This is a genomic window from Pseudonocardia yunnanensis (genome assembly GCF_039534065.1).
Lineage (GTDB): Bacteria > Actinomycetota > Actinomycetes > Mycobacteriales > Pseudonocardiaceae > Pseudonocardia > Pseudonocardia yunnanensis.
Map to the genome: position 1 here is coordinate 298,084 of NZ_BAAAUS010000023.1, position 18,133 is coordinate 316,216.

Below are 18,133 nucleotides of genomic sequence, written 5' to 3' on the forward strand. Positions count from 1 at the left end.
CCACTCGGACCCCGCTTGTGAAGGCTCTGTGGAGCCGGAGGGTGAGACTCCCTCCGGCCATCCGACAGGGCACCTTCATACTCGGGACGCCGCCGACTCGTTATTCATCGGCAAAGCGAGGCTGAGTCGGACCGGGGTTTCTGGGTCCGGCTCAGCCTCATCCGTCGACGGTGAAGCCGCCGCTCATCCCAAAGGTGTCGTGGAAATGGAAGAACTCTACCTTCTCCTCGTCGGTCATCTGTGCCAGCCGGACCACGCCCTCAAAAAATTCCTCGCGCGGGGCGCCGGGAGAGAAGTGCAGCAGCATCGATACCGGCGCGCCCGACTCGTTCTTGAACGCATGGATGCCGCCGGGTGGGACGTGCACGTAGTCGCCCTGCTCTGTGGTCACCCACTGCGTGCCGTCGTAGATGCGCATGCTGCCGGACAATATATACCATGACTCGCTCGTCGACCGATGAAAATGCGGATCGGGGCCGGTCAATTCGGGTCCGAACTCGTAACGGTGCAGACCGAACAGCCCACCGGTCGACTTGCCTGTCGCCAGGTAATGCACGCGGGAGCCGTTCGGGTATACCAGTTCGGGTTCGCTGCCGTTCCGGCGCAACGTAGTGCTTATCTCGCCGTTGTCGCCGTGGTACAAGGGTGGATAAGTCATGTGTCCGATTGTGCGCGGCGTCCATTGGAGCTGAGTTGGGGTCCAGTTGGATCCTCGGCAGTAGTTTCCTGAGTCGTTACTCATTGTCAGTGGTCGTGCCGGCGTGCGCGGATGCGCCTGACGAGTCGAACGGCCAGATCGCTGGGGGCTCGGGATCACGCAACATGGTCACGAAGTGGCGTAACCGGTTTGCCGCCGATCGGCTGGAGGCTTTGCTGGACGAGCCTCGTCCGGGCCGGCCCCGCATGATCACCGACGCGGACGTGGAACGCGCGGGTTGTCACGCTCTGGTGAGCGTGGCGACCACCGAGTCGACGTAGTCGTGCCGGTCGGCCCCCATGGGAACGAGCTCGGGGCTGGTGGTGGCGAGGTGCGCGTGCCCGAGGAAGGCGGTGTAGGCGAGAAGGCTTCGCCGGCGGGCCTGGTCGTGCGGAAGGCCGGAGGCCGTGAACAGCTCGGTGATGTAGTCGAGCCGCCGCCGGGTGACCCTGGCCAACACGGGTGCCACCAGTGGGTGGTTCGCACTGGCCTGAAGGGCGAGCATCACGTGGTCGCCGGGGCGGTCGTCGGGGTGCCCCAGGGCCAAGGTCATGAGGTGGCGGAGCCTGCTGTGTGGGTCCGGGTCGGCATCGAGGAGCGCGATGATCTCCTCGGTGTTGACCCGCTCCCATCGCAGCAGCGCCGCCTCCAGCAGGGCGTCCCGATTGCTGAAGTGCCAGTAGAAGCTGCCCTTCGTGGTGCCGAGCCGAGCGGCGATGGGCTCGACGGCCACGGCGGCCACCCCGCCTTCGGTGAGGGCGTCGAGGGCCGCAGTCGTCCAGTCAGCCGCGGTCAGTCGCTTTCGCACTGCCACCTCCGTACGCTAGCGTACGGAAGACCATACGGTGGCGTATGGATCAACCACGGTCTCCGGGTCGGTCCGCGCTGCGCTCCGAGCCCGGGATCGCGGTGGAGAGCTTGTCGGGCACGGGGCAGTCCAGCCGCCCGGGCGTGAGGGGTCGCCCGGATGCTGCGGTACCTCGTGCCCGACACTGGCCGTGCGGCTGTCGCGTTCGTCCAATCCCGGCGCGAGCACGGTGGGCATGATCGCGGCATGACGAGCACGAGCGGCCGGTTCGACCTCACGCGCTGGGACGAGGACGTCATCGACGACGCCGAGGGCGCGAAGCTGGTGCGGGTGAGCAACTCGAAGACGTTCGAGGGCGGGATCTCGGGCACGAGCGACGCGGAGCTGCTGCAGGCGCTCGCGCAGGAGGGCTCGGCTGCCTACGTCGGCATCGAACGGGTGCGCGGCGAGATCGACGGGCGCAAGGGCACCTTCGTGTTCCGTCACTCGGCGGCCGGGAGCGCCGGCGGCGGAGACTTCCGTGTGGACGTGGTGCCCGACTCCGCCACCGGCGACCTCAGGGGCCTGCGCGGCGAGCTCTCGATCGTCAAGACTCCCGAAGGGGAGCACACCTACACGTTCGACTACGAGCTGCCCTGACGCGCTTCAGGCGTGCAGGGGTGCGGGCTCGCCCAGCGCGTCGGCGATCAGCGCCGGGATCTCCCGCTTCCCCGAGCCGTCCGTGGCGATCACGACGTAGACGGTGCGGCCCGTGCAGGTGACCTCACTGCCGTCCCGGCGCACCTCGAAGTCCAGGGCGAAACTGGTGCGCCCGATGCGTGCGGTGGCCACGACGACCTCGATCTCGTCCTGCCAGCGCACGCCGGAGCGCCAGTCGATCTCCGAGCGCACGAGCTGCACGTCGTAGCCGGCCTCCACCATCGTGCGATAGGGAAGGCCGCGCGCCTTGAGGAACGCGGTCATCGCATCGTCGAAGTACGCGAGGTACCACGAGTTGAAGACCACGCCCTGGGCGTCGACCTCCAGGTAGCGGACCGAGACGGGGTGGCTGAAGAGCTCGCCCACCTCAGCCCTTGTTCTCGTGGGTCCCGACGATCACGGCGCGGGCGAGCGTGTGGCTGAACAGGTTGAAGCCCAGGAACGCCGGAGTGGCTCCCTCCGGGACGCCCAGGCTGTCGACGTCCACGGCGTGCACAGCGATGTAGTAGTGGTGCGGGCCGTGTCCGGGCGGGGGAGCCGCGCCGATGAACCGCTTGGCGCCGGCGTCGTTGGCCAGCTGGATGGCTCCGTCGGGCAGGCCGGCGCCCTTGTCGTCGCCTGCGCCGCTCGGGAGCGAGGTGACCGACGCGGGGATGTCGAGCACCGCCCAGTGCCAGAAGCCGGAGGCGGTGGGGGCGTCGGGGTCGTACACCGTGACGGCGAAGGAGCGGGTGCCCTCCGGGAAGCCACTCCACTCCAGCTGCGGCGAGACGTCCTGGCCGCCGGCCCCCATGATCCCGCTGAGCTGGGCGTTGTCGAGCGCCTGACCGTCGGTGACATCGCTGCTCGTCACCGTGAACGACCCGACCTCGGGCAGTTCGTCGTAGGGATTACGGCTCATCGTCCGTCCTTCCTCTCGTCGTCATGAGCGATGGCGTGGTGTGCGGCCCGATCATCGTCCATGGCCCGAGGGATTACCCGATGCGCTCGCGGATCGTCTTGTTGACCGCCCTCCCGAACGCCGTCATGACACCGCGCATGGTGAGGGGCTTCAGCTGCGAGAGAGCGGCGGCCAGCCGGCTGCGCTCCTCGGCCGGACGGCCGCGGTCGCGGTAGGGCTGCAGTATCTCGTCCTGGAACAGCTTCATCAGGTCCTCGGCCAGGGCCGTGGTGTGTTGCTCGATCAGCTGGTGGACGTGCTGCCAGAGGTGGGTGGGCAGCCCGGAGTCGAGCACGGCGACGCCGATGCCGAGCACGGTGGTGCCGTGCAGCCGCACCCGGCCGTCGTCGAGCGGGGTGACGGCGCCGAGCTCCACGAGCGTCGCGAGCTCGTCATGGGAAAGGGTGCGCCCGGCTCGGCGGTCCAGCTCGGCGCGGTCGATCTCCTCGATCTCCTCGGGCACCCAGGGGGCCAGCAGGGCGCGCTGTAGGGCGAGCTCGGCCGCGCCCGCCCTCGCCGGCAGGCGCTCCAGGTGGCCCTCGATGGCCGACAACGTGAACCCGAGCGCGGACAGCTCGCTAACCAGCTCCAACCGGGCCAGGTGGTCGGGCCCGTACAGCCCGGTGCGCCCGCGCAGCTGCGGCGGTGGGATCAGCCCGCGCCCGGCGTAGAACCGGATGTTGCGCACCCTGATTCCCGAGCGCTCGGCCAGCTGGTCGATGGTCATGAGATCGCCCTGATCAGGACCGAAGGTGGCCACCATGGCGTCACATTACGTCACGGCTTGACCTATGTGACAGTGCTACTGTAACAAAAGTGGAAATGAGCTCGGCCGTCGATGAGAGGTTCGCATGAGCGAGATCCCCGAGGCGTACATCTATGACGCCGTCCGCACGCCGCGCGGCCGCGGCAAGGCATCCGGTTCCTTGTACGAGGTCAAACCCATCTCACTGGTCGTCGGCCTGATCCACGAGCTCAGGAACCGGTTCCCGGATCTCGACCCGGCCACCATCGACGACGTCGTGCTCGGCGTCGTGTCCCCGATCGGCGACCAGGGCGGGGACATCGCCAAGGCCGCGGCGATCACGGCCGGGCTGCCGCACACCGTGGCGGGGGTGCAGCTCAACCGCTTCTGTGCCTCGGGCCTCGAGGCCGTCAACGTCGCGGCGCAGAAGGTGCGCTCCGGGATGGAGGAGATGGTCCTCGCCGGCGGCGTGGAGGCCATGTCGCGGGTGCCCATGGGCTCCGACGGCGGCGCTTGGGCGATGGACCCCGAGACCAGCTACGACACCGGCTTCGTGCCGCAGGGGATCGGCGCCGACCTCATCGCCACGCTCGAAGGCTTCTCCCGCGAGGACGTCGACACCTTCGCGGTCGAGTCGCAGACCCGCGCGGCCAAGGCCTGGGCCAACGGCTACTTCAGCCGCTCGGTGGTGCCGGTGAGGGACCGCAACGGCGTAACGGTGCTGGACCGCGACGAGCACATCCGGGCAGGCTCCACGTTGGAGAGCCTCGCGGGCCTGCAGCCGTCGTTCGCGATGATCGGCGATGCCGGCGGGTTCGACGCCGTGGCGCTGCAGCGCTACCACTGGGTCGAGAAGATCGACCACGTCCACCATGCCGGCAACTCCTCCGGCATCGTCGACGGCGCCGCGCTGTGCCTCATCGGCACCGAGGCCGCCGGCAAGGCCGCAGGGCTCACCCCGCGTGCCCGCATCGTCTCCACCGCGCTGTCCGGAGCCGACCCCACGATCATGCTCACCGGCCCGGCCCCGGCCAGCCGCAAGGCGCTGGCGAAGGCCGGCCTGACCGTCGACGACATCGACCTGTTCGAGATCAACGAGGCGTTCGCGGCCGTCGCGCTGCGGTTCATGCGCGATCTCGATCTGCCGCACGACAAGGTCAACGTCAACGGTGGCGCGATCGCCATGGGCCACCCGCTGGGTGCCACCGGCGCGATGATCCTCGGCACGCTGGTCGACGAGCTCGAGCGCCGGGATCTCCGCTACGGCCTTGCCACGCTGTGTGTCGGCGGCGGCATGGGCATCGCCACTGTCGTCGAGCGCATCTCCTGAGAAGGGAACCTGCAACCGTGACCGAGCCACAGGCCGTCCGCTGGGAGCGCGGCGAGGACGGGATCGTCGTCGTCACCCTCGACGACCCCGGCCGCAGCGCCAACACGATGAACGAGCGGTACGTCGCCGCGATGGGTGCGTGTGTCGACGCACTGGTCGCCGACAAGGAGAACATCACCGGCGTGATCATCACGTCGGCGAAGAAGACGTTCTTCGCGGGCGGCGACCTCGACTCGATGAGCAAGGCCACAGAGGCCGACGCCGGGGCGGTCATGGAGAACTCCATGACGGTCAAGAAGCAGCTCCGCAGGCTCGAGACCCTCGGTCGTCCGGTGGTCGCGGCGATGAACGGCACGGCCCTCGGCGGTGGCCTGGAGATCGGGCTGGCCTGCCACCACCGCATCGGGCTCGACGCTCCCGGCGTGGTCTACGGGCTGCCCGAGGTGACACTCGGCCTGCTACCCGGTGGCGGCGGGGTCGTGCGGATCACCCGGATGCTCGGCATCGCCGACGGCTTCATGAAGGTGCTGGCGCAGGGCCAGCGGCACAAGCCCGCTGCCGCGGTCGAGATCGGCATCATCGACGAGCTCGCCGCCGGCCACGAGGAGATGCTCGACAAGGCGCGAGCCTGGATCGCCGCCAACCCCGACGCCGCACAGCCGTGGGACAAGCCGGGGTACAAGGTGCCCGGCGGCACCCCGGCCACGCCGAAGCTCGCCGCGATGCTCCCGGCGTTCCCCGCCAACCTGCGCAAGCAGCTCAAGGGCGCGCCGATGCCGGCCCCGCGCAACATCCTCGCCGCGGCGGTGGAGAGCACGCAGGTCGACGTCGACACCGCCTTCCGTATCGAGGCGCGCTACTTCGTCGAGCTGGTCACCGGTCAGGTCTCGAAGAACATGACCAAGGCGTTCTTCTACGACCTGCAGGCCATCAACGGCGGGAAGTCCCGTCCCGAGGGCTACGACAAGTGGCAACCGCGCAAGGTCGCTGTGCTCGGCGCCGGGATGATGGGCGCGGGCATCGCGTACTCCTGCGCGCTCTCGGGCTGGGAGGTCGTGCTCAAGGACGTCTCGCTGGAGGCGGCGGAGAAGGGCAAGACCTACTCCGAGGGGCTCGTCGCCAAGGGCGTCAAGCGCGGGAAGACCACCCTGGAGAAGGGCGAGGCGCTGCTGCAGCGCATCACCCCGACCGGCGACTACAACGACCTCGCGGGCTGCGACATCGTCATCGAGGCGGTGTTCGAGTCGGTGCAGCTCAAGCAGGAGGTCTTCCGCGAGGCCGCCAAGTACATCGAGCCCGACGCATTGCTGTGCTCCAACACCTCGACGCTGCCGATCACCGAGCTCGCCGCGGGTGTCGACCGCCCGGGCGACTTCGTCGGGCTGCACTTCTTCTCGCCCGTGGACAAGATGCCGCTCGTCGAGATCATCCGCGGTGAACGCACCTCGGACGCCACGCTCGCCAAGGCGTTCGACGTGACGATCGGGCTGAAGAAGACCCCGATCGTCGTCAACGACAGCCGAGGCTTCTTCACCAGCCGCGTGATCGGCACCTTCCTCAACGAGGGCGTGGCGATGCTCGGTGAGGGCATCGACCCGCAGACGATCGAGCAGGCGTCGGCGCAGGCCGGCTACCCGGCCCCGGTTCTGCAGCTGATGGACGAGCTGACGCTCACGCTTCCGCAGAAGATCCGCAACGAGTCGCGCGCGGCGCTCGAGGCGGCGGGCGGCACGTGGAAGGGGCACCCGGCCGAGGACGTGATCGACCGGCTGGTCGGGGAGTTCGACCGCAAGGGCAAGAGCTCCGGCGCCGGCTTCTACGAGTACGCCGACGGCAAGCGGGTGCGGCTGTGGCCGGGCCTGCGTACCGAGCTCGGGGCGACGAACCACGACGTCGACCTGCACGAGCTCGCCGAGCGGATGCTCTTCGTCGAGGCGATCGAGACGCAGAAATGCCTCGACGAGGGTGTGCTCACCTCGGTGCCCGACGCCAACATCGGCTCGATCTTCGGCATCGGGTTCCCGGCCTGGACGGGTGGCGTGGTGCAGTACGTCGAGGGTTACCCGGGTGGCGTGGCCGGCTTCGTCGCTCGGGCTGATGAGTTCGCACGCAAGTACGGCGAGCGCTTCCAGGTACCGGAGAGCCTGCGCAAGCGGACGGCCGACGCCGCCTGACGCGTCGAACGAGCGGCGCTCTCGCCCGAACCTATCGGGCCGGAGTGCCGCTCGTTGCGTCGGAGACCACTGCTGCTAGATCGCCCGTGCGCTCCAGTACCTTGCGTTGCCTGCTTGCGCCTGTGCCTCGCTCCAGCAGGGCTTGCAGGAGCTCGTCGACCGTGTCCTTGTCGCCTGCTTGCTCCAGCGCCGGTCGCACGTGCTCGACCAGCCGTCCGACCACCTCGGCGGCGGGAGCGGGGCGCCAGGTTCCCGGGTCGAGCAGGTCGCCCTCCATCCCGGAGCGTCCGGCGCGCCACGCGGCGAGCCGGAGCACTTCGGTGCGCACCGGGGCGGGCTCCTCGCCCGTCTGCCACGCTTGTATCGCGGTCTGGACGAGCGCGCGCGTGAGCGCCGCGACCAGCACGGCGTCGTCGGGTTCCCGGCACACGTCGGCCACGCGGACCTCGACGGTGGGGTGCTGCCGCGACAGGCGGGCGTCGAGGTAGAGCATCCCCTCGTCCAGCACCGTCCCCGTGGCGAGCACCGAGTCGACGAACTGCCGGTAGGCGGCGACGGAGCCGAACGGCCCGTACGGGCCCGCGGACGGCCACCGCCCCCAGACCTGGCTGCGGTAGCTGGCATAGCCGGAGTCCTCGCCGAGCCAGAACGGGGAGTTCGCGCTCACCGCGATGAGCGGGGCCAGCCAGGGCCGGATCCGGTCCAGGGCGGCGACGCCCTCCTCCGCGGACTCGATCGCCACATGGACGTGGCATCCGCAGGTGAGCTGTTCGTAGGCCGTGAGTCCGAAGCGGCGGGCCATCTCCTCGTAGCGGGGCGACGGGGAGACGGTCGGTTCCACCGGAAGCGGGGACGTAGCCAGCGCGGCGAGAGCCACCCCCACCTCACCTGCCGCGCCCGCCGCCGTCGCCCGGGCCGAGCGCAGCTCCGCCCCCAGCTGGTCGAGGGTGTGGCAGGGCTTCGTGCCGGTCTCCAGCTGCTCGCGGTGCAGCTCACCGGTCAGCTCGTCCTCGTCGGAGTCGGTGACGGCGAGCGCCACATTGCCGACCGCGCGCGGCCGACCGGTCTCCGGGTCGACCAGCAGGAACTCCTCTTCGACACCGACTGTCCGCACGCTCACGCGCAGCAGTATGGCGCTCGCGACGAGATCCGCTCGGTGTGGCACGGCCGGGTGGACGCCCCTCGTGCGGACGGTTGGAGTGGTACTTATCGGGCATCATGGACATGTGGCCGACTGGGTGTTCGGGATCGTCGACCGTCTCGGAGCAGTCGGTGTGGGGCTCCTCATCCTGCTGGAGAACCTGATTCCACCGATCCCGTCCGAGGTCATCCTGCCCCTGGCGGGGTTCCGCGCACGGACCGGAGCGCTGAGCGTCCTCACTGTGTGGCCCGCAGCGACCGTCGGTTCCGTGCTGGGGGCGCTGGTGCTCTACGGTCTCGGGGCCTGGCTCGGCTACGACCGTCTCCACCGCCTGGCCGACCGCCGCTGGTTCGTGCTCGCGAGCCAGAAGGACATCGAGCGGGGGCACCAGCTGTTCGAACGGCACGGGGGCAAGGTGGTGCTGCTCGCCCGGTGCGTCCCGCTCGTACGCAGCATCGTGTCGATCCCGGCCGGTGTCTCCGGCATGCCGTTGGGCAGGTTCGTGCTGCTCACGGCGATCGGCAGCGGGGTGTGGAACGCGGTGTTCATCGGGCTCGGGTGGGTGCTGGGCGAGAACTGGGACCACGTGGAGAGTTGGCTCGGGCCGATCGGCTACGTGGTGCTCGGGCTTCTCGTCGTCGGATTGGTGATCCTCGTGGTGCGCCGGATCCGCGCCCGAGCCCTCGTTTCCTGACCAGTCCGTTCGTCCGTTCGGCCGTGCGCAAGTGCGTCCGAATGTCGGCCGCTCTGGCCCCCGGCTTGCCCTGCCGCCGCGCTCTGGGTCAAGCTTCCGCGCCGGTTGCCAATTCGGGCCGGCAGCCGGCCGGATGATCGAGGTGGACGTGACGACGGAGCAGGAGTGGGCCGAGGATCGGAAGCGGTTCGCCGCCGGCGGTTCGGACGGCTCGGCGGGCCTCGCGGACGCGGGTCCGCTCGCGCGAGAGTTCGTGAATCTCGCCGCGAAGCTCGCGGGCGAGGCGTCGGTGCACGGTGTGCTGCAGCGAGTGGTGGAGGCCGCTCGGTCCGCGGTGCAGGGTGCCGACCTCGTCAGCGTCACGCTACGGGCGCCCGGCGGCTTCCACACGCCCGTCGAGACCGATCCGCTGGCCACCGAGCTCGACGAGGTGCAGTACCGCCTCGACGAGGGTCCGTGCGTGGAGGCCACCCGGATGGCCGGGCTCGGGATGACCTACTGCTCCGACCTCGGCAACTGCCCCGAGTTCCCGCGGTTCGGGCGTGCCGCCGTCGGCATGGGTGTGGGCAGCATCCTCGCGGTGGGGATGTTCCCCCACGGCGGCGACGCGCCCCGGATGGGCGCGCTGAACATCTATTCGCACGAGGTCGGCGGCCTCGACGAGCAGGACCGGGAGATCGCGCTCGTGCTGGCGGCGCACGCCTCCACGGCGCTCGCGGCCACCATGGCGTGCACGGCCGCCGACCTGGAGGCCGCCCAGCTGCGTGAGGCTCTGAACACGCGCGACATCATCGGCCAGGCCAAGGGCATTCTCATGGAGCGCCGCAAGATCTCCGCCGACGAGGCGTTCGACCTGCTGCGCTCTGCCTCGCAGTCGCTGAACATGAAGCTCACCAAGGTGGCACAGACGTTCGTGGAGCGGCGTGCGGACATCTGAACGCACATGATCCGTCTTGCCGGTGTCCGTAAGCGCTACCGCGGCCGGGTCGAGGTCCTCGCAGGCGTCGACCTCGAGCTGATTCCGGGACGTCCCGTGGCAGTCGTCGGCGGCAACGGCACCGGCAAGTCCACGCTCCTGCGGATCGTCGCCGGGTGCGCCGCCCCGACGGCGGGAACGGTCTCGGGCCGGCCGCGGGTCGTCGGTTTCCTGCCCGGTGGCTTCCCGGCATCCCCGCGGATGCCTGTCCGGGCGTACCTGCGCCATCTGGCGGCGCTACACGGTGTTCGCGCCGCGGACGCCGCACGTGACGCCGCCGCACTGCTCGACGCCCTCCGCTTCACCGGCGACCTCGACGCCCCGGTCGCCCGGCTCTCCACGGGCAACGCGCAGAAGGTGGGCCTCACTCAGGCGCTGACCTGCCGTGCCGAGCTTCTGGTGCTCGACGAGCCGTGGTCGAGCCTGGACGCGTCGGCGGCCGCGGCGCTCGACGCCCGGCTCGGCGCCGAGCTCGCCCGCGGGGCCGGGATGCTCGTTGCCGACCACACCGGACGTGCGGGTGCACTGCCCGCGGCCACGGTGCTGCGTCTCGCCGGCGGCGTGCTGAGCCCGGCCGCGGTCGAGAGCGACGTGCACGCGACCGGGCACACGGTGGTGGAGCTGCTCTGCCCCGACGGCGCGGCCGACGTCCTGCGCCGCCTCCCGCCGGTGGACGACTGCCGCACCGGGCCGGGCTGGCTCGTCGTTCGGGTGCCCGTCCGGCACGGAGACGCCTTGCTGGCCGCGGCGCTCGCGGCCGGCTGCTCGGTGGTCGGTGTGCGGCGGGACGGACGCCCGTAGCCGTCCCGGCGCCTCGCCGTTGATCTCTCCCTGTTCGCGATTGACAAGGCGCCCCGTTACCGCCATGGTTAGCTACATGAGTAATGAACCGACGAACCGACGAGGTCGGTGGTCGGTGTGAAGGACGACGGGCGGCCGCTGTTCGCGCAGATCGCCGAGCAGATCGAAGGCCAGATCGTCGACGGATCACTGGCCGAGGAGGCGCAGGTGCCTTCGACCAATGAACTGGCGGCCTTCCACCGGATCAACCCGGCCACGGCGGCGAAGGGCGTCAACCAGCTGGTGGCGGACGGGCTGCTCTACAAGAGACGAGGAATCGGAATGTTCGTCGCGACCGGGGCCCGGACGCAGTTGCTGGAGCGCCGCCGCGAGGACTTCGCGCGTCAATACCTGGCTCCGCTGCTGGTAGAGGCCCGCAAGCTCGGCATCGACGCCGAGCAGATCAAGAAGATGATCGACGTCTGGGGGGACCAGGGATGAGCGTCATCAGGATGAATGGCGTCACCAAGCGATACGGCCAGGTCACCGCGGTGGACGGGGTGAGCGTGGAGCTGGCCGAGAACCAGATTCACGGCCTGCTCGGGCGCAACGGAGCCGGCAAGACCACGGTGATGCAGATCCTTACCGGCCAGGCTTTCGAGACCAGCGGCACGGTGGAGGTATTCGGACAGCATCCCTACGAGAACGCCGCGGTGTTGAACCGGGTGTGCTTCATCAAGGAGAGCCAGAAGTACCCGGACACCTTCCGCGTCAAGCACGCCATTCGCGCCGCGGAGCTGCTCTTCCCGAACTGGGATGCAGCATTCGCCGCCGAGCTGATCAGCGACTTCGGCCTGCCGGGCAACCGTTCGATCAAGAAGCTCTCGCGGGGAATGCTGTCGGCCGTCGGTGTGATCATCGGGCTGGCGTCGCGCGCCCCGCTGACGTTCTTCGACGAGCCCTACCTCGGCCTGGACGCCGTGGCGCGGCAGCTGTTCTACGACCGGCTGCTCGCCGACTACGCCGAGCACCCTCGCACCGTCGTGTTGTCCACGCACCTGATCGACGAGGTCAGTGATCTCATCGAGCATGTCGTCCTGATCGACAAGGGACGGATTCTCATCGACGAGGACGCCGAGACGCTGCGCACCCGCGCGGTCACCGTCACCGGGCCCCGCGACTCCGTCGAGTCCTTCGTCGCCGGGCGCACCGTGCTCCATCGCGAGGAGGTGGGCGGTTTCCTGCGCGCCACGGTCTCCGGCATCCCCGACCGTCCGACGGTGGGCGGCCTGGACTTCGAGCCGGTGTCGCTGCAGCAACTCGTGGTCCGCACGACGCAGCAGAACGTTCCGCGCAACGGGCAGCCAGTGGGTGCCGGCACCGGAGAAGGGGGTGCCCGATGAAGCGGGTGTTCGATGTCGCACGCATCCAGACGGTCAACTGGTTCTGGATCTTCGTCTTTCCGCCGCTGCTGCTCCTCGTGGTGTTGGCGCTCAACCTGGGGCTCTTCGCGGCCATCGGGGACGCGGCGCCACCGGAAGGCCGGACCACGGGCGCAGTGCTGTCGATCTACATGGTGATGCTCGTCGCCCACCTGCAGACGATGACGCAGGTCTTTCCTTTCGCCCTCGGCCTGAGCGTCACCCGGCGGGCCTTCTACGCAGGCACCGGACTCGTGGTCGGGGCGCAGTCGGTGCTCTTCGGTGTGCTTCTGCTCCTCTTGGGGCGCATCGAGACGGCGACCGGTGGATGGGGGATCGACCTCAAGTTCTTCGCCCTCCCGTTCCTGGTTCAGGACGGCCTGTTCGCGCAATGGCTCGTGTACACCGTTCCGTTCGTGGCGCTCTCCTCGATCGGCGTGTTCGCGGGCGTGGTCTTCAAGCGGTGGGGCCAGCCCGGCGTCTACGCGCTGACCGTCGGCACGTCGTTGGTGCTGGCCGGCGTCGCGATCGTCGTCACCTGGCAGGACTGGTGGCCCGCGGTCGGCTCGTTCTTCACCGACCAGCCGACCTTTGCGCTGCTGGTCGGCTATCCGCTGGTGATCGCCATCGTGCTCGGTGGCGCAGGCTGGCTCGCGATCCGGCGCGCCACGCCGTAGCCCGCGCCGATCTGGACGAGTTCCACCTCTCACACCGCAGCTTCTGCAGATTTATGCCGCATCCATGGCCGGCTATCCGATCCTGTATTGGACGGATGGCCGGCCGTCGCGCATTGTGAAGGAAACTCGTTCGGGCGGGAGCGAAAATGCGGGAATTCACCTATAGCGTACTTCCTGCGCGAATCGTGTTCGGCTCCGGGGCGGCGCGCACCCGGCTCGCGCCCGAGATCGAGCGGTTGGGCGCCCGGCGGGTGCTGCTGGTCGCATCGGACCGGGACACGGCCCGGGTGCGGGCGCTCGTCGACCCTTTCGCCGGGCAGGTGGCCGCAGTGTTCACCGCGGTGCGCGAGCACGTACCGCTCGCCACGGCCGAAGCCGCCCGCGCCGCCGCTGCCGAGGCCGATGCGGACGTCGTGCTGAGCATCGGCGGCGGCTCGACGATCGGCGCTGCGAAGGCCGTGGCGCTCACAGCTCGGATTCCGGTGGTCGCTGTGCCGACGACGTATTCGGGTTCGGAGGTCACGCCCGTGTGGGGTCTGACGGTGGATGGTCGTAAGACCACGGGCGTCGATCCGGCTGTGTTGCCCCAGGTGGTCGTCTATGACCCGGAGTTGACGGCGTCGCTTCCGCGGGAGTTGGCCGTTGCGAGTGGTTTCAACGCGCTGGCGCATGGTGTCGAGGCGTTCTGGGCGAGCGGGCGCAACCCGGTGAGCACGGCGGTCGCCGAGGACGGGATCGCTGCGATCGTGGTCGGTTTGCGTAAGGACGATCCCGTGGCGCTGCTCCGTGGAGCCTGGCTCACGGCGAGTGCGTTTGCCGCCACGGGTTCGGGGTTGCATCACAAGCTGTGCCATGTGCTCGGTGGCACCTACGACCTGCCGCATGCGCGTACTCACGCGGTGGTGCTGCCGCACGTGTTGGCGTTCAACGCGCCGGGTGCCCCGGATGCGGTGGTGCGGGTTGCGCGGGCGCTGGGCGTTGATGATCCGGTTCGGGGGCTGCGGGAGTTGGCTGACGAGTTGGGCGTGCCTCGCGGGCTGCGTGAGCTGGGTTTGCGTGAGGAGCAGATCGATGAGGTCGCGGCTCTCACCGAGCCCGCGGTACCCGAGGACAACCCCGTGCCTGCCGACGCCATCGCGTTGCGGCGATTGGTGCGCGCCGCATGGGGAGGCGAATGGAAATGAGATCGGCAGTGCCGGGGAACAGCAGCGACAGGGGGAATGGCAGTGGGCGAGCAGGAAAAACGCGAGCGGGCGGTGACGGACGCAGCCGTCGCCAGCTTCGATGAGACGAAGGACGAGCGGCTCCGCGAGATCGTGCAGAGCCTCACGCGGCACCTGCATGCGTTCGCGCGGGATGTGCGGCTGACGCAGGAGGAGTGGGAGGCCGGGATCGGGTTCCTGACCCGTGTCGGGCACATCACTGATGACAAGCGGCAGGAGTTCATCCTGCTCTCGGATGTGCTCGGGCTCTCGATGCTCACCGTCGGGATCAACGCGCCCGCGGAGCCGCGGGCCACCGAGTCGACGGTCTTCGGGCCGTTCTTCGTGGAGGGCGCTCCCGAGGTGGCGCTGGGCGGCGACATCTCGCGTGGCGCGAAGGGCATGCCCTGCTGGGTCACGGGCACCATCCGCGACACTGCAGGGAACCCCGTGGCGGACGCCCGGATCGAGGTGTGGGAGGCCGACGAGGACGGCTTCTACGACGTGCAGTACGACGGTGACCGGTCGGCCGGGCGCGGACGGCTGCGCTCGGACGGCGACGGCGGGTACCGCTTCTGGTCGGTGCGTCCGGCCGCGTACCCGATCCCGACCGACGGTCCGGTCAGTGAGCTGATGGCGGCCACCGACCGCAGCGTGATGCGTCCCGCACACGTGCACTTCAAGGTCGACGCCCCGGGCCACCGCACCCTGATCACCCACATCTTCGCGGCGGGCGACCCGTACCTCGACAGCGACGCGGTGTTCGGCGTCAAGGAGAGCCTCATCGTCGAGTTCGCCGAACACCGGCCCGGCACCGCCCCGGACGGCCGTGTGCTCGACACCGCCTGGAGTTCGGTGGAGTTCGACATCGTGCTGGAGCCACTCTCGTGACCGAGGATCTTCAGACGGACGTGCTCGTGATCGGCAGCGGGCCCGCCGGTGGCGGGGCCGCACTGGCCCTGGCCACGCTGGGCGTCGATCACACGGTGATCACCAAGTACCGCTGGACGGCCAACTCGCCGCGGGCGCACATCACCAACCAGCGCACGATGGAGATCTTCCGCGATCTCGGCATCGAGGATGACGTGCTTGCCCAGAGCACTGCGCACGAACTGCTCGGGGACACGGTTTTCTGCACCAGCCTCGCGGGCGACGAGATCGGACGGGTCCGCACCTGGTACACGAGCCCGGAACGCGAGTCCGACTACAGGCTGGCGAGCCCCTCACCGAACTGTGACATCCCGCAGACCTACCTCGAGCCGATCGTCATCGGGCACGCCGCATCGAGAGGTAGCCGGGTCCGTTTCGACACCGAGTTCGTCGGTCTCGTGCAGGACGCCGACGGGGCCACCGTCACGGTGAGGGACCGGCTGAGCGGTCACGAGTACGACATCCGCGCGAGGTATGTGATCGGTGCCGACGGCGGACGCAGCGCGGTGGCCGCCGATGTCGGGCTCCCGTTCGAGGGCCGGATGGACCTCGCCGGTTCGATGAACATCGTGTTCCACGCCGACCTCTCGCAGTACGTGGCCCACCGGCCCAGCGTCCTGTACTGGGTGCTGCAGCCAGGCGCCGACGTCGGCGGTATCGGCATGGGTGTCATCCGCATGGTCCGGCCGTGGAACGAGTGGCTCGTGATCTGGGGTTACGACATCGCGCAGCCGCCGCCCGAGGTCGACGACGAGATGGCGATCAAGATCGTCCATGAGCTGGTGGGCGACGACTCGATCCCGGTGACGATCCGCTCGACGTCGCTGTGGGGCAACAACAAGATGTACGCCACCCGCTATCGGGCCGGGCGGGTGTTCTGTATGGGCGATGCCGTGCACCGGCATCCGCCGTCGAACGGGTTGGGTTCCAACACCTCGATCCAGGACGCCTACAACCTGGCGTGGAAGCTCGCCTATGTGCTGCGCGGTACGGCCGGTGAGGCGCTGCTGGACAGCTACGACGCGGAGCGCGCGCCGGTGGGCAAGCAGATCGTGCTGCGGGCGAACAAGAGCATCGAGGAGTTCGGACCGATCTTCGATGCACTCGGCCTGATCGGCGAGAGCGACCCGGAGGTGATGCGCCGGCACATCGCGGCGCGCGGCGCCAACACCCCGGAAGCCGCGGTCCAGCGCACGAAGCTGCGCGCGGCGCTGGAGCTCAAGAACTACGAGTTCAACACCCACGGCGTGGAGATGGGGCAGCGGTATGCCTCGGCGGCCGTCATGCCCGACGGCACCCCGGAGCCGGAGTACACGCGCGACCCCGAGCTCCACTACCACCCCACCACCTGGCCGGGGGCGCGTCTGCCCCACATCTGGCTCGGGCGCGACGGGCGCCGCGTCTCCACCCTCGATCTCGCCGGTAAGGGCCGGTTCTGCCTGCTCACCGGCATAGCGGGAGAGGAATGGGCAGGTGCGGCCGCGAAGGCTGCCGAGGCGCTCGGTATAGAGATCGCCGCGCACGTGATCGGGCCCGGCCGGGAGTACATCGATCTGTACGACGACTGGGCGCGGGCGCGCGAGGTGGACGAGGACGGGTGCGTGCTCGTCCGGCCCGACGCGTACGTCGCGTGGCGCTCTGCAGGCCTCGGCGAGGACCCGGCGGCGGAGCTGCACCGGGTGCTGTGCACGGTGCTCGCCCGCGGCTGAGACAGTGGGGCCGGACCGGCCTCACTCGCACTTCTTGTCGACCGCCACCAGTTCACCCGTCGGCCGGAAGCCCTCGACGCGGTTGTTCTCGATGCGGTTGCCGCAGCCGGAGGTCTCCGGCTCGGTGATCACGTGCGTCTCGATGATGTTCTTCAGCGCCGGGGCGTTGCCCGTGGTGACGTTGCCGGTGACGGTGCTGTCGTAGCCCTTCACGTCGACCACCGAGTCGGCGAAGTTCGCGCCGCTGATCGCCGACCCGTCGAACCGGTTGCCGGCGATCAGCGTGCCGCCGGTCTCCTCCTTGACGTCGACGTTCTCGGCGGTGATCCGCTGGAAGGTGTTGCCCACGACGCGGTTGTTCATCGACAGGTCCGGCTGCCCGCCGCTGTACTTCTTCCAGTTGCTCTTCGCGCTGCCGACGTAGACGCCCTCGCCGAACTCGGGCTGGTTCAGCCCGGTGTTGCGGATCGTCGAGCGCTGGATGGTGTTGTTGCTGGACCCGCCGCGGAAGTGCACCGCCTCGTCGCCGGTGTCGCTCACGGTGAGCGAGTCGAGCAGAAGGCCCTTGCTGCCGTCGGTCATGATCCCCTTGCCGCCGCCGGACACGGCGAAGCCGACGAGCTGCCAGTGGCTCGCACCGTCGAGGTGCACGGTGTAGCCCTTGCCGCTCCCGCTGATCACGGCGCCCTTGGGGCCGGTGAGCGTGATGGGCGCGGACGCGGTGCCGGAGCGGTTGATGACGACCGGCTCGTAGGTGCCGGCGGCCATCCGGATCGTGTCGCCGGGCCGGGCGGCGGCCAATGCCCGTTCGAGCTCGGCTGTGTCCGTGACGCTCGTCGTGGCACCCCGGCCCTTGACCACTGCCAGCAGGTCGGCGCCTGCCGGTGCAACCCGCTTCCCGGAGTCGTCGGCCGAAGGAGCGTCCTCTGCTTCCTCGGCCGCCTCCTGCTCCGCTGCCTCCGCCTTCGGAGAGGACTCCTCCCCTTCGGCGTCACGCGAGCCCTCGCGCTTCGCGGAGTCGGACGTGGCGTCCTTGCGATTCTCGGCGGCAGGGGTGACGGCGTCGGGACGCGCGGCGTCGGCGCTGTCGGCACCGAGCATGGGAACCGCCCAGACGACCACCGCGACGACGAGCAGCATCCACCGTGGAACCTGCATCAGCGTGACCTCCGCAGCCGGGGTTGGAGCAGGTCAGAGGCTAGGGGGCAGG

The 18,133-nt window shown here is 69.4% G+C and carries 19 protein-coding genes and 1 pseudogene; 13 read left to right on the forward strand and 7 right to left on the reverse strand.

What is annotated here, in order from left to right:
- Positions 1-157 precede the first annotated feature (157 nt).
- A complete protein-coding gene (locus ABD743_RS21195; RefSeq protein ID WP_344723862.1) occupies positions 158-658 on the reverse strand; it encodes a dimethylsulfonioproprionate lyase family protein in 501 nt (166 codons plus the stop codon).
- Between the two features lie 167 nt (positions 659-825).
- On the opposite strand from ABD743_RS21195, the pseudogene ABD743_RS21200 reads away from it, so the two are divergent.
- Positions 826-975 (forward strand): annotated as a pseudogene (locus ABD743_RS21200) (helix-turn-helix domain-containing protein); the annotation flags it as partial.
- On the opposite strand, the gene ABD743_RS21205 reads toward ABD743_RS21200, so the two are convergent.
- A complete protein-coding gene (locus ABD743_RS21205) occupies positions 939-1,511 on the reverse strand; it encodes a TetR/AcrR family transcriptional regulator (RefSeq protein ID WP_344723863.1) in 573 nt (190 codons plus the stop codon). The pseudogene ABD743_RS21200 and the gene ABD743_RS21205 sit on opposite strands and share 37 nt — an antisense overlap.
- Before the next feature lie 240 nt (positions 1,512-1,751).
- Between ABD743_RS21205 and ABD743_RS21210 the strand changes: the two genes are divergently transcribed.
- Entirely contained in the window at positions 1,752-2,144 is a 393-nt protein-coding gene (locus ABD743_RS21210; RefSeq protein WP_344723864.1) for a DUF3224 domain-containing protein, read from the forward strand.
- A 6-nt stretch (positions 2,145-2,150) separates the two neighbouring features.
- On the opposite strand, the gene ABD743_RS21215 is transcribed toward ABD743_RS21210, so the two are convergent.
- From ABD743_RS21215 to ABD743_RS21225, 3 genes are all read right to left on the reverse strand, one after another.
- On the reverse strand, positions 2,151-2,570 hold the full coding sequence (locus tag ABD743_RS21215; RefSeq protein ID WP_344723865.1) for an acyl-CoA thioesterase: 420 nt from the start codon (positions 2,568-2,570) through the stop codon (positions 2,151-2,153).
- Between the two features lies 1 nt (position 2,571).
- Positions 2,572-3,105: a YbhB/YbcL family Raf kinase inhibitor-like protein gene (locus ABD743_RS21220; RefSeq protein ID WP_344723866.1), complete on the reverse strand. Its 534-nt coding sequence runs from the start codon at positions 3,103-3,105 to the stop codon at positions 2,572-2,574.
- Between the two features lie 73 nt (positions 3,106-3,178).
- Positions 3,179-3,907: a MerR family transcriptional regulator gene (locus ABD743_RS21225; RefSeq protein WP_344723867.1), complete on the reverse strand. Its 729-nt coding sequence runs from the start codon at positions 3,905-3,907 to the stop codon at positions 3,179-3,181.
- Positions 3,908-3,995: 88 nt separating this feature from the next.
- Between ABD743_RS21225 and ABD743_RS21230 the strand changes: the two genes are divergently transcribed.
- Positions 3,996-5,219 (forward strand): acetyl-CoA C-acetyltransferase, encoded by a 1,224-nt coding sequence (locus ABD743_RS21230; RefSeq protein WP_344723868.1) that lies wholly within the window; start codon positions 3,996-3,998, stop codon positions 5,217-5,219.
- 17 nt (positions 5,220-5,236) lie between these two features.
- Positions 5,237-7,393, forward strand: coding sequence for a 3-hydroxyacyl-CoA dehydrogenase NAD-binding domain-containing protein (locus ABD743_RS21235; RefSeq protein ID WP_344723869.1), 2,157 nt, complete (start codon positions 5,237-5,239; stop codon positions 7,391-7,393).
- Between the two features lie 31 nt (positions 7,394-7,424).
- Here the strand turns inward: ABD743_RS21235 and ABD743_RS21240 are convergent, their stop codons facing one another.
- Positions 7,425-8,513: a glutamate--cysteine ligase 2 gene (locus tag ABD743_RS21240; RefSeq protein ID WP_344723870.1), complete on the reverse strand. Its 1,089-nt coding sequence runs from the start codon at positions 8,511-8,513 to the stop codon at positions 7,425-7,427.
- A gap of 106 nt (positions 8,514-8,619) precedes the next feature.
- Between ABD743_RS21240 and ABD743_RS21245 the strand changes: the two genes are divergently transcribed.
- The 9 genes from ABD743_RS21245 to ABD743_RS21285 all read left to right on the forward strand — a co-directional run bounded on the left by ABD743_RS21245 (position 8,620) and on the right by ABD743_RS21285 (position 16,923).
- Positions 8,620-9,228, forward strand: coding sequence for a DedA family protein (locus tag ABD743_RS21245; protein WP_344723871.1), 609 nt, complete (start codon positions 8,620-8,622; stop codon positions 9,226-9,228).
- A 148-nt stretch (positions 9,229-9,376) separates the two neighbouring features.
- Entirely contained in the window at positions 9,377-10,165 is a 789-nt protein-coding gene (locus ABD743_RS21250; RefSeq protein WP_344723872.1) for a GAF and ANTAR domain-containing protein, read from the forward strand.
- A 6-nt stretch (positions 10,166-10,171) separates the two neighbouring features.
- On the forward strand, positions 10,172-11,005 hold the full coding sequence (locus ABD743_RS21255) for an ATP-binding cassette domain-containing protein (protein ID WP_344723873.1): 834 nt from the start codon (positions 10,172-10,174) through the stop codon (positions 11,003-11,005).
- A gap of 108 nt (positions 11,006-11,113) precedes the next feature.
- The gene (locus tag ABD743_RS21260) at positions 11,114-11,485 is read left to right on the forward strand and encodes a GntR family transcriptional regulator (protein ID WP_344723874.1); all 372 of its coding nucleotides are present in this window, start codon (positions 11,114-11,116) and stop codon (positions 11,483-11,485) included.
- On the forward strand, positions 11,482-12,387 hold the full coding sequence (locus tag ABD743_RS21265) for an ABC transporter ATP-binding protein (RefSeq protein WP_344723875.1): 906 nt from the start codon (positions 11,482-11,484) through the stop codon (positions 12,385-12,387). The genes ABD743_RS21260 and ABD743_RS21265 overlap by 4 nt, the downstream gene beginning before the upstream one ends.
- Positions 12,384-13,082, forward strand: coding sequence for a hypothetical protein (locus ABD743_RS21270; protein WP_344723876.1), 699 nt, complete (start codon positions 12,384-12,386; stop codon positions 13,080-13,082). Before ABD743_RS21265 ends, ABD743_RS21270 begins: the two co-directional genes overlap by 4 nt.
- A 146-nt stretch (positions 13,083-13,228) precedes the next feature.
- Positions 13,229-14,266 carry a maleylacetate reductase gene (locus ABD743_RS21275; RefSeq protein WP_344723877.1) on the forward strand — a complete coding sequence of 346 codons (1,038 nt, stop codon included), beginning with the start codon at positions 13,229-13,231 and terminating at the stop codon, positions 14,264-14,266.
- Positions 14,267-14,302: 36 nt separating this feature from the next.
- The gene (locus ABD743_RS21280) at positions 14,303-15,175 is read left to right on the forward strand and encodes an intradiol ring-cleavage dioxygenase (RefSeq protein ID WP_379659329.1); all 873 of its coding nucleotides are present in this window, start codon (positions 14,303-14,305) and stop codon (positions 15,173-15,175) included.
- Positions 15,172-16,923: an FAD-dependent oxidoreductase gene (locus ABD743_RS21285; protein ID WP_344723879.1), complete on the forward strand. Its 1,752-nt coding sequence runs from the start codon at positions 15,172-15,174 to the stop codon at positions 16,921-16,923. The genes ABD743_RS21280 and ABD743_RS21285 overlap by 4 nt, the downstream gene beginning before the upstream one ends.
- Positions 16,924-16,944: 21 nt before the next feature.
- On the opposite strand, the gene ABD743_RS21290 is transcribed toward ABD743_RS21285, so the two are convergent.
- Positions 16,945-18,081: a right-handed parallel beta-helix repeat-containing protein gene (locus ABD743_RS21290; RefSeq protein WP_344723880.1), complete on the reverse strand. Its 1,137-nt coding sequence runs from the start codon at positions 18,079-18,081 to the stop codon at positions 16,945-16,947.
- Positions 18,082-18,133 lie beyond the last annotated feature (52 nt).